12 protein-coding genes are annotated in these 12,040 nt (G+C 36.5%); 5 read left to right on the top strand and 7 right to left on the bottom strand.

From position 1 onward, the window contains the following. Positions 1-41 precede the first annotated feature (41 nt). From PFY10_10820 to PFY10_10810, 3 genes are all read left to right on the top strand, one after another. Positions 42-1,127, top strand: coding sequence for a DUF695 domain-containing protein (locus PFY10_10820; GenBank protein WBV54740.1), 1,086 nt, complete (start codon positions 42-44; stop codon positions 1,125-1,127). A 21-nt stretch (positions 1,128-1,148) separates the two neighbouring features. Then, positions 1,149-2,063, top strand: coding sequence for a formimidoylglutamase (gene hutG / locus PFY10_10815; GenBank protein WBV54739.1), 915 nt, complete (start codon positions 1,149-1,151; stop codon positions 2,061-2,063). 135 nt (positions 2,064-2,198) lie between these two features. After that, complete coding sequence (locus PFY10_10810) at positions 2,199-3,491, top strand: aldehyde dehydrogenase family protein (GenBank protein ID WBV54738.1); 1,293 nt, start codon at positions 2,199-2,201, stop codon at positions 3,489-3,491. A 137-nt stretch (positions 3,492-3,628) separates the two neighbouring features. On the opposite strand, the gene pyk is transcribed toward PFY10_10810, so the two are convergent. The 7 genes from pyk to PFY10_10775 form a co-directional block, all read right to left on the bottom strand. Further along, positions 3,629-5,074 (bottom strand): pyruvate kinase, encoded by a 1,446-nt coding sequence (pyk, locus tag PFY10_10805; GenBank protein WBV54737.1) that lies wholly within the window; start codon positions 5,072-5,074, stop codon positions 3,629-3,631. Continuing rightward, entirely contained in the window at positions 5,067-5,540 is a 474-nt protein-coding gene (locus tag PFY10_10800) for an IPExxxVDY family protein (GenBank protein WBV54736.1), read from the bottom strand. The genes pyk and PFY10_10800 overlap by 8 nt, the downstream gene beginning before the upstream one ends. Beyond that, complete coding sequence (gene rnc, locus PFY10_10795; GenBank protein WBV54735.1) at positions 5,518-6,279, bottom strand: ribonuclease III; 762 nt, start codon at positions 6,277-6,279, stop codon at positions 5,518-5,520. The genes PFY10_10800 and rnc overlap by 23 nt, the downstream gene beginning before the upstream one ends. Positions 6,280-6,288: 9 nt before the next feature. Beyond that, positions 6,289-7,533 carry a beta-ketoacyl-ACP synthase II gene (gene fabF / locus PFY10_10790; GenBank protein ID WBV54734.1) on the bottom strand — a complete coding sequence of 415 codons (1,245 nt, stop codon included), beginning with the start codon at positions 7,531-7,533 and terminating at the stop codon, positions 6,289-6,291. Positions 7,534-7,565: 32 nt separating this feature from the next. Beyond that, positions 7,566-7,805, bottom strand: coding sequence for an acyl carrier protein (locus PFY10_10785; GenBank protein ID WBV54733.1), 240 nt, complete (start codon positions 7,803-7,805; stop codon positions 7,566-7,568). Between the two features lie 299 nt (positions 7,806-8,104). After that, positions 8,105-8,998, bottom strand: a complete 894-nt coding sequence (locus tag PFY10_10780; protein ID WBV54732.1) for a helix-turn-helix transcriptional regulator — start codon at positions 8,996-8,998, stop codon at positions 8,105-8,107. A gap of 89 nt (positions 8,999-9,087) precedes the next feature. Continuing rightward, positions 9,088-9,912: an SDR family NAD(P)-dependent oxidoreductase gene (locus tag PFY10_10775; protein WBV54731.1), complete on the bottom strand. Its 825-nt coding sequence runs from the start codon at positions 9,910-9,912 to the stop codon at positions 9,088-9,090. Between the two features lie 210 nt (positions 9,913-10,122). Between PFY10_10775 and PFY10_10770 the strand changes: the two genes are divergently transcribed. After that, positions 10,123-11,019 (top strand): oxidoreductase, encoded by an 897-nt coding sequence (locus tag PFY10_10770; protein WBV54730.1) that lies wholly within the window; start codon positions 10,123-10,125, stop codon positions 11,017-11,019. 86 nt (positions 11,020-11,105) lie between these two features. After that, positions 11,106-11,915, top strand: coding sequence for an AraC family transcriptional regulator (locus PFY10_10765; protein ID WBV54729.1), 810 nt, complete (start codon positions 11,106-11,108; stop codon positions 11,913-11,915). Positions 11,916-12,040: the final 125 nt, after the last annotated feature.

Raw genomic sequence — 12,040 nt, 5'->3', positions numbered from 1 at the left:
TACCGGACAAAACTCTATTGATGAAAATAAAATAAAACAGTATGGGATTCTTCGGTAAGGAAATAAGAAATATAGGTAATGCGACCAGGAATTACAATGATTTTTGGGATTGGTTTCTGACTAAGGAAAAGGATTTTTATGAAATTATAAAAAATCATGATCATATTGAAAGTGGTTTTTTCGATATTATTTCTCCCAAACTTAAACAGATTAATCAAGGATATTACTTTCTCGTTGGTATGTACGATGATTCTACTGTAGAACTCATTATTACCGTAGATGGCGAAATTAAAAATATTGTTTTTGCAGAAGAAATTGTTGAAGCTTCTCCTGTTTTGGAGCGTTGGAAATTTACCGCTTTAAAACCTGAGATGGATGCTGCTCACGGAATTCAAATGGACGGCCTAGAGTTTACCGGTGAAAACATTTTATTTTATCCGAATGAAAGCGAGGGATATCCTGATGAAATAGACATTACCTTTGTGTATGAAGGTTTAACCCCAGGGAATAAAGAATCTGTTGTAAAAGGGATCTGTGTTTTTCTGGATAATTTTTTAGGCGAATTGAATTTTGCGACACAGATTGACACATTTAATATTATAAGTAAGGAAGAAGCGAAAAAAGAACTGATTCCAGTCATTAAATTAAAAGATTTCCTTGCATGGAGGGAGAGAGAGTTTACAGAAAAATATAAAAATGTAAAGAACATTGATGATGAAGAACAGTTTTCGGTGTTGGAAGCAAGTTTGCAAAACGGGTTGCCACTTATTGCTACAGTGAACACATCACTGTTGACCTATGATGCCAAAGCTTCCTATCCATGGATTTCAGTGATAAGAATGCAATATGAAGGAAGAAGCAATAACGGACTTCCTGAAAATGATGATCATGAAAGGCTGAATGAGATTGAAGAAAAAATTATAAATAAATTAAAAGTAGAAGAAGGACATTTGTATATAGGACACGAGAGTGCAGATAATCTCAGAGAATGCTATTTTGCAAGTAAAGATTTCCGCGATCCTTCCAGGGTTATTCCGAAAATAATCGTTGAGCATCCTGAATACGAAATTTCTCTTGAAATTTATAAAGACAAATACTGGCAGAGTTTTGAACGTTACACTATATAAATTAAAAAATTAAATAAAATCATGATTTGGCAAGGAAGATTGGATGGTGAAGAATTACTTTATCACAGAATTTTTCAAAGAGTAAAAATTGAAAATGATTACGATGTTATTTCTACTAATGATTTCGTTTTGCATGGTTTTGCTGTAGAAGAAGGAGTAAAAAGGAATAAAGGAAGATTGGGAGCGAAAGATGCTCCGGATATTATAAGAAAGAACATGTCTAATTTTCCTGTAATCCTTCCCGATTTCTCGTTGTGGGATTTTGGAAATATTACCTGCGAGGATACCCATCTTGAAAAAGCACAGCAGAGTCTTGCTAAAAACGTATCAAAGGTTTTATTAAAAGGAGGTAAATCTCTCGTTGTCGGTGGTGGACATGAACTTACATATGCCCATTATCTGGGTGTAAAAACGGCATTTCCCGAACAGAAGATCGGGATTATAAATATTGATGCTCACTTCGACAACCGCCAACCGGAAGAAGGGGTAGGAGCAAGTTCCGGAACCGGATTCTGGCAAATTGCCCAGGAAGGTGATATTCATTCTCTGCATATCGGGATCCAAAGAAATTCCAATACACTGAAATTATTCGATACGGCCCATCAATACGGAATGAAATATATTTTGGCAGACGAACTATTCTTTGAGAATCTGCCGTCCATCTATCAACGTATTAATGATTTGTTGGATGAGGTGGATGTTGCTTACCTTACCATTTGTATGGATGTTTTTAATGCATCTGTAGCGCCCGGAGTTTCAGCTTCCGCCTATAACGGTATTTTTGCAGATAGCACATTTATGCATTTTTACAGGCATATTTTGAAAAATGAAAAACTGGTCGCACTCGATGTGGCAGAAGTTAACCCTTCTTACGATATTCAGGAGAGAACAGCAAGACTTGCGGCTAGCCTGATCAACGAATGGTTTATGGTATAACAAAAAATATATTCTTTTAATAGAGAAAATCATTATTTTATTTTGCTTAAAGGAACAAAATTTGTTGCTTTCATCCATGCTTTACGGTAAAGCATTCTAATTCATTTATTTTGAATTTGAAACAAAAATTACATTATGGAACAATCAATTGAAAATAAACTTATTATTGCAGATAAGGCTTTTTCAGAATGGAAAAAAGTGCCCTTTGAAGAAAGGCAAAAATTAATTGCAAAAGCTGCGGAGGTGCTAAAAGCGAATTCAGAAAAATTCGGAGAGATCATTACAAGGGAAATGAATAAGCCCATTTCACAATCAATTGCTGAGGTAGAGAAATCTGCATTAATGATGAATTATTATGCGGAGGCTGAAAATATTTTAAAACCGGAAAAAATAGAATCTGAATATAAGTTTTCTGAAGTCCATTATATTCCGAAGGGAGTGATTCTTGGTGTGATGCCATGGAATTTTCCTTTCTGGCAGGTTTTGAGATTTGCAACACCGGCTATTTTATCCGGGAACACTGTTGTGTTGAAGCATGCTTCCATCTGCTTTGGAAGTGGTAATGCCATAGAGCAGGTATTTTTGGAAGCTGGTTTTCCACAAGGAGTTTTCCAGAATTTAGAAGTGGGACATAAGGAAGTGAAAGAAATCCTGGAACACGATGCCGTGAAAGGAGTAAGCTTAACCGGAAGTGGAAGAGCAGGAGGGGAGGTAGCCTCTATTGCAGGATTGAATATTAAGAAATCTTTGCTTGAATTGGGAGGTAGTGATGCTTTTATTATTCTGGATGATGCTGATCTTGATAAAGCAGCAAAAGTAGGAGCTCAAGCAAGACTTCAAAATTGCGGACAGACCTGTGTTGCTGCTAAAAGGTTCATTATTGATGAAAAAGTTGAGGATGAGTTTTTACCAAAATTCATAGAGGAGTACAAAAAGTTTGTTCCGGCTGATCCGATGAATAAGGAAACAAAGATCAGCGGTATGGCAAGACCTGATCTGGCTGATGATCTTGAAAAACAATTTAATAAAGCTTTAGAAAACGGAGCAGAAATTATTATCCCTCTTGAAAGGATTTCCGATCATGAATTCAATCCTGGACTAATAAGAGTACAGGAAGGTAATCCTATTTTACAGGAGGAGTTGTTTGGACCATTAGGTATGGTGATGATTGCTAAGAATGATGATGAGGCTTTACAAATGGCAAATAATATTCCTTTCGGACTTTCCAATTCGGTTTGGACACAAAATGCAGACCGTCAGATGTTTTTTATTGAAAATTTGGAATCCGGGACTGTCAACATCAATAGAATGACCAGCTCTGATCCCCGTTTTCCTTTTGGAGGAACAAAAGCATCAGGATACGGTACTGAACTTTCTTTAATTGCATTAAAAGAGTTTGTTACTCCGAAGACAATTGTGGGAAATTGATTTTTGAACAGTAGATGTATTAAAGATTTTAATACTAAATTATAATTATAAAAAGAGCTCCTGAACATTTCAGGAGCTCTTTTTTATATCAATTTGAAAAGCTGTTTCGCCATTTTTGCGATTTCGCCTTTACTTTATTATACTGTCGTTAATCTCAGCGTATTTGTTTTTCCTCCTTCATATGACGGAGTTGCATTGATGTTGATTACAAAATCCCCGCTTTCAATATATCCGTAATTATGTGTAAGCATATTAACCTGGATAATTGTTTCATCCGTTGATTTGTTCATATCATAATAATAAGCATGAACACCCCAAAGAAGGTTAAGCATCGTAATTACTCTTTTATTACCACTGTACACAATAATATGAGAGTTAGGTCTGTGGGCTGAAAGCTGGAATGCCGTATAACCGGAGTGTGTTAAAGTAACAATTGCAGTAACATTTGTTGTTTTAGCAATTCTAACTGCGGCAAGGCATACCCTGTTGGTAATAAACCTTTCGTCAATACAATTATAATCTTTTTCGATAGGCTCATTTTTGTGCTGATAGAAATTTGTTTTTTCTATATTCTGAACGATTTTAGCCATGTTCTCAACTACCTGGATAGGATATCTTCCCACCGAAGTTTCTCCTGAAAGCATTACAGCGTCAGCACCATCCAATACGGAGTTGGCAACGTCATTTACTTCAGCTCTTGTTGGTGTTAAGCTATTGATCATGGTTTCCATCATCTGAGTGGCAATGATAACCGGTTTGGAATAGAATCTTGCTTTTTCAACCAGGTTTTTCTGGATCGCGGGAACTTCTTCCATAGGAACTTCTACTCCCAGGTCACCACGTGCAACCATTAATCCATCACATTCCAATAAGATCTCATCAATATTTTTTACCCCTTCAGGTTTTTCGATTTTAGCTATGATCGGTGTTTTAAATTTACCGTTCGGATGCTTGGCAATAAGGTCCTTAAGATCGATGATGTCCTGTGCATGACGTACAAAAGATAAAGCAATCCAATCTACCTCCATGTCCAGCATAAAGTTAGCATCCTGGATATCCTTCTCCGTTAATGCAGGAAGAGATACATTCGTATTAGGAAGGTTTACCCCTTTTTTAGAACTCAGAGGTCCCCCTTGTATGGTTTTGGCCTTTACAGTGTCCTTTTCGTTGGTTTCAATAACCTCTAGAACAAGCTTTCCGTCATCGATAAGGATTCTTTCCCCCACTTTTACGTCCTGAGGAAACTGTTGATAAGTCATATAAACTTTTGTAGAATCCCCTTCAATTTTTTCATTCGTAAACGTTAAAATATCTCCAGGATTAAGATATGATCCCTCCTTTACGACTCCCACTCTCAATTTAGGACCTTGTAAGTCTCCTAAAATACTTACAGAGTAGCCATGTTCCTTATTAAGTTCTCTAATGATATCAATATTAGTTCGAACTAAGTCGTAATCTGCATGTGAAAAATTTATTCTAAAAACGTCTACTCCTGCTTTCATAAGTCCTAACATGACTTCTTTAGATGATGATGCAGGGCCAAGCGTTGCAATAATTTTTGTCTTCTTTAAATACTTATTCATAATACTGGATAATTTGATATAGTTCCTCTTCAGAACTCAATGTGTAATCTTGAATTGGAAACACAAGATTTTCAGGGAGCAAAATTACGGAAAAATCAGGAAATTGTTCCGAACTATGCAGAATATATTCTACATCTACCTGATTATTTAATAAAAATTTAATATTTTCTTCTTCTGCGAAGAGCTCAGTTTGTATTTTTTTTTGTCTACTTTCACAGGATTTGTTGGAAATGAAAGTAAAGTAAGTCTTTGAAAACTTGTGATAACCCTCGAATCTTGAGAAATAATAGTCATAATATGATCCGTGAAAGACGAGGTCGTCTATCCTTGAAAATTTAAGATCGCTATTTTGATTTATTTTGAAAAAAAATTCATGATCGAATACATTTTTTGCTAATCTTACCAATCCGATGGCAATATCTTCAAATTCTATATCGTCGTGATCATAAAGTTTTTGAATTTCCAAGTATGTTCTCTTTTTTGTTTAAAATATAAAATGCTCGTTGTGCTGCTTTTTCTTCGGCTTTCTTTTTTGAAGTTTCAGTGGCATTGGCTATCTTCTCTTCTCCGAGCCAGACGTGGCAACGAAAAACGATTGATTTATTCCCCTGAGTTTCTTCACAGGTTTCATATTTTATATTTACTTTTTTCTTCTGGCTCCATTCCAGAAGAAGGCCTTTATAGCTCACAATTTTATTTTCGAGCTTATTAATTTCAGATGGCGTCAGCAAACGTTCCAAAATGATCTTTTTACAGGTGTCATATTGGAAGTCTAAATAAACAGCACCGATTAATGCCTCAAATAAATTTCCGGAGATATTTTCACCTAAAGCTACAGAATTTTGTTTAATTAAAAGGTCTGTAAGCTTTAAATCTTCCCCTAATTTATTAAGATTTTTCCTATTAACAATCTTAGATTTCATTTGTGTAAGATATCCTTCATTCGCTTGAGGATAAGTCTGGAACAAATGACAAGAAATAATTGTACCCAAAACGGAATCTCCTAAGAATTCAAGTCTTTCGTAATTGCTGTCTTGATTTTTAGAAGAATTTTTCAAAGAAAAAGCTTCCCGGTAAAGCGCAACATTTTGTATCTCAGAACCCAGCAGTTTATTTAGCTCGGTACTAAGGAAATAGTCTCTCTCCGATAATTTTCTTTTTCTTTGTTTGAGAAGGAATTTAGAAAAGTATTTCTGTAACTCCATTCAGTAAATTTAGATTTTCATAAACAGAACGCAGGCATTGTGCCCACCAAATCCAAAAGTATTGCTCATGGCTACTTTTACATCTTTTTTCACAGCTTCATTAAATGTAAAATTAAGTCTGCTGTCGATATTTTCATCATCAGTAAAATGATTAATGGTAGGAGGAACAATACCATGAATAATAGTTCCTAAAGCAGCAATAGCCTCAATTACACCGGCAGCCCCTAAAAGGTGTCCTGTCATTGATTTTGTAGAATTAATCTGAATGTCGTAAGCATGCTCTCCAAGTAATCTTGAAATTGCGTTGGATTCTGCAATGTCTCCTAATGGAGTAGACGTACCATGCATATTGATATGGTCTACTTCATCAGCAGTTAACCCTGCATCTTCCAGGCAACTTTTCATTACCAGATAAGCTCCTAAACCTTCAGGATGAGGTGCTGTCATGTGATGTGCATCTGCACTCAGACCGCCTCCTTTTAATTCTGCATAAATTGTTGCGCCCCTTTTTACTGCATGTTCATATTCTTCAAGAATAATACATCCTGCTCCTTCACCCAATACAAAGCCATCTCTGTCTTTATCAAAAGGTCTTGAAGCTGTTTTCGGATCATCATTTCTTGTTGAAAGTGCCATCATAGCATTAAATCCGCCCACACCACTCGCTGTAACAGCGGCTTCAGAGCCACCACATACAATAACATCTGCTTTTCCTAATTGGATTAGCATTTTAGCGTCGATTAGTGCATTTGCAGAAGAAGCACACGCAGATACAGTAGTATAATTAGGTCCGTGGAAACCATACTCAATAGAGATGTGTCCAGGCGTAATATCCGCGATCATCTTTGGAATAAAGAAGGGGTTGAATCTTGGAATATCCGTATTCGCCCATCCTAAAACTTCTGTTTCAAAAGTTTCCAAACCACCGATCCCGGAGCCCCAGATTACACCAACTCTGTTTTTATCAACAGAATCTTCGATAATTCTGGAATGTTCTACAGCTTCTCTTGCAGCTACAAGCCCAAGCTGGGTATTTCGGTCCATTTTTTTTGCTTCTTTCTTATCGAAATGTTGCAACGGATCGAAATTCTTGACTTCGCAAGCGAATTTTGTCTTGAAGTTTGTGGCATCAAAAAGAGTAATCGGAGCTGCACCGCTCTCACCTTTAACAAGATTTCCCCAGTATTCCTTCGCATTATTTCCAATCGGTGTTATTGCTCCAAAACCGGTTACAACTACTCTTTTTAATTCCATAAACTTTTTAAATTTTCCTTTGTTGAAGAATATTATTTATTTACTACTTCTTCGATATAAGCGATAGCGTGCCCTACAGTAGTAATTTTTTCAGCTTGATCATCAGGGATTTGAATATTGAATTCTTTTTCAAATTCCATGATAAGTTCAACTGTATCCAGTGAATCAGCTCCTAAATCGTTAGTGAAGCTAGCTTCAGGAGTTACCTCTGTTTCTTCAACGTCAAGCTTATCAGCGATGATAGCTTTTACTCTTGATGCAATGTCTGACATAGTAAATTATTTTTTTAATTGTTAGATGGTGCAAATATATAAAATTCTTTACGATAAAACATTTTTTTAGTCTTTTTTGTGGATAGACTATCCGTATTTTATCAGGATGGGATATAGTGTTTTCGTTTTCAGGTGTTTATAATTAGTATGCTCAGCAGAAGATGAAATTAATCATAGAGTGAACAACATGGTTTTGAAACTTATGCATTTATCCAGGTATGGAATTCCGTTCTTTTGCTGCTGTATATTCAGCTTTTATTGTTATTCTGAGAGACTGAAGTTTTATAGAATAGTTGAGATTAATTAATCTGCAGTTTTTTAAATTCTAAAGGCTTCATTCCGGTTTGCTTTTTAAAAAGGCGGGTAAAATAAGATGCATTTTCAAATCCTAATTCATAGGCAATTTCTGAAACGCCTTTTTCACCCAGTCTTAAAAGGTTTTTAGCTTCTGAAATCAAAAAGATGTGGATTAGTTCCATGGCTGTTTTACCTGTTTCCTGTTTTAGAAGATCACTCAGGTATCTGGGGGAAACAGAAAGCTGGCTGGCCAATTGGGTGACATTGGGTAGTCCGCTATCCTTTTTTAAATGGCCATTATGGATATAATTTTTTAGAGCATCATTAAATCTTGATGCCATTTTTCCGGTGATCTGTTCCCGTTCTATAAACTGTCTTTTATAATACCGTTGTGCGTATTTCAGAATTGTTGAAAGGTGGCTTAATATAATTTCCCTGCTGTATTCATCAGGGTTATTTCTATATTCATTATTAATCTTATCATGAAGTTCAATGATATTTTGCTCTTCCTTTGGAGAAAGGTGAAGGGCTTCAGTAACTTCGTAATCAAAGTAGCTGTATTGTTCAATAGCTTTATGCAGCTCATGTCCTTTAAGATAGTCTTCATGGATGAGCAACATGAATCCTTGTTCCTCGAACTCCAGGTCTCTCATCTCAATGACCTGCCTTGGTTTTGTAAAAAAAAGACAGCCATTGTCATGATCATAAGGTGTACGTCCGTACATAAAAATTCCGGATTTGATTTTCTTGAAGGCGACCATGTAACAGTCTGTGGTGAACTCCCGGTTTCCCATCGTGCATCCGGATAAGCATCCCACGATGCCCAAAAGAGGGTGCTGTGGAGCTTCCCAGTTGCTTTCTGAATGAAGTTCGGTAAGGGTCTTATAATGTTTCATCAGATTTCAAAAAACTAATTTACAATAATCTGCAGACAGGATCTATCTGCAGATTATTGAATTTGTCAATTAAGAGATACAATATATTATTAGTAGCCATGTGCCCTAACGCTCACTTCTTTCCAGTTTTCAATATCTTCAAGGCGGTCTCTGTATACCTGATTCATTGTGTGGTATGCTATTTTGCCAAGCAGTAAACGTTTTGGTGGGTTTACAGAATCAATAATATCTACTATAGGTTGTATTGTAGCTTCTGGTTTTCCCCAGATGTCAGGATTATCTCCGGATTTGGCGAATTCTTCTCTTACAGGGTTGTAATCGAAAATATCAGATGGAGTTTGTACCGCCGAAGCTCCTGCCCAGTCTGTAGCATATCCGTTGGGCTCTATTAATGTCGTTTTGATTCCCAGATGGGCTGTTTCCGTTCCTATAGTTTCCGTTAATCCTTCAATTGCGAATTTAGAAGCATTGTAGAGACCCAGTAAAGGTAATGTAGTCAAGCCTAGGAAGCTGGAAATCTGAATGATGTGACCACTTTTCTGTTTTCTCATTACTGGTAATACAGCCTGGGTTACCCATAGTGAACCGAAGAAATTAGTCTCCATTTGTTCTCTGGCTTGTTGTTCTGTAGTTTCTTCTACTGTCCCAAATAATCCAAAGCCGGCATTGTTGATCAGAACGTCAATACTTCCGAAGTGTTTTTCTATAGTATTTACAGTATCAAAAACATCCTGACGGTTGTTTACGTCCAGTTTTAATGGGAGAATCTGATCTCCATATTTTTTTTTAAGATCATCCAAGGCAGAAATATTCCTGGCAGTGGCTGCCACATTATCTCCGCGTTCTAAAAGTGCTTCTGCCCATAATTTTCCAAACCCTTTGGATGCTCCTGTAATAAAAATTGTTTTACTCATGATTTTGTATTTACATTATTTAATGATACAAATTTATTGAGGGGAGGTGTAGATAACTAGTTCATTTCAGCTGAATAATAGCACAAAAATACATGCAATGGGAATGGGAATAAATGATTGTTTTAACAAAGTGCATTTGAGCTTTTTAACAAAACGAATGTTATCCGGTTTGGCGGAACTTTGTCTCAATAAAATTTAAAATAAAAGACAATGAAAAAAGTTTGGTTTATAACAGGAAGTTCAAAAGGTCTTGGAAAAAGTCTTTTGGAAGCAGTATTATTACATGGAGATTACGTGGTGGCTACAGCCAGAAACCCCGAAATATTAAAAGGTTTATTAGAGGAATACTCTTCACAATTATTATTAGTAAAACTTGATGTTCAGGTAAAGGAGCAGATTTATTCAGCGGTTAAGGAAGCGGTTGATCATTTTGGAAGAATTGATATTTTAGTGAATAATGCTGGTTTTGGAATTACAGGAGCTGCAGAAGCGTTTACCGATGAGCAGGTGAGAAGCCAGCTGGAAGTTAACTTATTTGCACCTATTGAGGTGACAAGAGCAGTATTGCCTTATATGCGTAAGCAACGATCCGGACATATTTTGCAAATAAGCTCAGTAGGAGGAAGAGTAGGGAATGCTGGCTTGTCTATTTACCAGGCGGCAAAATTTGGTCTCGCTGGTTTTTCAGAGTCTCTAAGCAAGGAAGTTTTGCCTTTAGGAATTAAAGTGACTTCTATTGAGCCCGGAGGATTCAGAACTGATTGGGCCGGAGCTTCTATGAGTTTTGCTAAAGATGTGGAGGGTTATGAAGAAACAGTAGGCAGCATCAAAGAATATTTAACTTCCGGAAAATTTCTTCCGATGGGTGATCCGGCAAAGGCTGCAAAAGTAATGGTTGACCTGGTTGATCATCCTTCACCACCCATGCATTTGGTTTTAGGAAGTGAAGCTGCAGCTATCCTTCAAAGTGCAGATCAAAACAGGAAGAAAGAATTTGAACAATGGCGCGATGTAAGTATTTCAACCGATCATGATGAAGCGGTAAATGTGTTGCATTCGGAAGAAGGGAAACAGTTTTTAGCTAAAAAAGGAATTCGTTTGGATTAATGTCCAAATCTTCAATAAGTGCAAGAGAAATACTTGCACTTATTTATTAATTTATTCTGAAGATCCTTTATTATATTTGTAATGGAATGAAAACCACAAGACAAGATTACGGAAATATTGTGTATTCCTGTTATGTTCAGTTGAGCAGGCAGGGAGAGCATTTTGTATCCGATCATGTAATCAGCTATCAGGTTGCCGGAGATTTAATTTTAAGTGATGGGGTCCATGACTACCGGTCTGAAAAAGGTTCTATACGTTTTCTGAAGCGCAATCAACTTTTAAAGTTTACGAAACAACCCCCTCCCGGTGGTGAATTCCAATCATTATCCATTCATCTGGACCAGCAGACCTTGCAGGATTTCAGTCTTGCTTATGATGTGGCTTCTGAAAAAAAATGTTCTACGAACTCTTTAGTTGTGTTTGACTCCAGCCCTCAACTGAAAACATATATGGATGCTCTGATGATGTACCAGAAGTCCGGTCAGCTTTCAGATCCGCGCATGGTCGAACTCAAAATTAAAGAAGCAATTCTTCTGTTACTTCAGGCAAATCCAGAATTAAAAGATGTTCTATTTGATTTTAATGAGCCTGGAAAAATAGATATTGAAGCGTTCATGAGTAAAAATTATCATTTTAATGTAAATCTCGACCGCTTTGCTTATCTCACAGGACGAAGCCTGGCTACCTTTAAACGGGATTTTGAAAAGATATTTGGAAAAACTCCTGGAAAATGGCTCTTGCAAAAAAGACTTCAGGAGGCACATTACCTTCTTGCTGAAAAAGGAAGAATGGCTTCGGATATCTATATGGATCTCGGTTTTGAAGATCTTTCTCACTTCTCATTTGCATTTAAAAAACAGTATGGATTATCGCCGAGTAAAATTGGCGGATTTTAAGATAGAAAGCCTGAATCTAATTGACTCAGGCCTTTTTAGTTAGTAATCACCGGAATTAAATACCAGTTATTTTTTTAATGCAAAAGGTTGTTTTACAATGAAAACAACCTTTTATACTAAGCTCA

This window comes from Chryseobacterium daecheongense (assembly GCA_027920525.1).
Classification (GTDB): domain Bacteria; phylum Bacteroidota; class Bacteroidia; order Flavobacteriales; family Weeksellaceae; genus Chryseobacterium; species Chryseobacterium proteolyticum.
The sequence above is the reverse complement of the archived record's forward strand: the minus strand, read 5'-3'. Positions and strand labels throughout refer to the sequence as shown.

Coding starts and splice junctions, on each gene's coding strand:
- rnc (WBV54735.1), bottom strand. CDS start 6,279: ATGGAGTTACAGAAATACTTTTCTAAATTCCTTCTCAAACAAAGAAAA.
- PFY10_10765 (WBV54729.1), top strand. CDS start 11,106: ATGAAAACCACAAGACAAGATTACGGAAATATTGTGTATTCCTGTTAT.
- PFY10_10820 (WBV54740.1), top strand. CDS start 42: ATGGGATTCTTCGGTAAGGAAATAAGAAATATAGGTAATGCGACCAGG.
- PFY10_10810 (WBV54738.1), top strand. CDS start 2,199: ATGGAACAATCAATTGAAAATAAACTTATTATTGCAGATAAGGCTTTT.
- PFY10_10775 (WBV54731.1), bottom strand. CDS start 9,912: ATGAGTAAAACAATTTTTATTACAGGAGCATCCAAAGGGTTTGGAAAA.
- hutG (WBV54739.1), top strand. CDS start 1,149: ATGATTTGGCAAGGAAGATTGGATGGTGAAGAATTACTTTATCACAGA.
- pyk (WBV54737.1), bottom strand. CDS start 5,074: ATGAATAAGTATTTAAAGAAGACAAAAATTATTGCAACGCTTGGCCCT.
- PFY10_10785 (WBV54733.1), bottom strand. CDS start 7,805: ATGTCAGACATTGCATCAAGAGTAAAAGCTATCATCGCTGATAAGCTT.
- PFY10_10780 (WBV54732.1), bottom strand. CDS start 8,998: ATGAAACATTATAAGACCCTTACCGAACTTCATTCAGAAAGCAACTGG.
- PFY10_10770 (WBV54730.1), top strand. CDS start 10,123: ATGAAAAAAGTTTGGTTTATAACAGGAAGTTCAAAAGGTCTTGGAAAA.
- fabF (WBV54734.1), bottom strand. CDS start 7,533: ATGGAATTAAAAAGAGTAGTTGTAACCGGTTTTGGAGCAATAACACCG.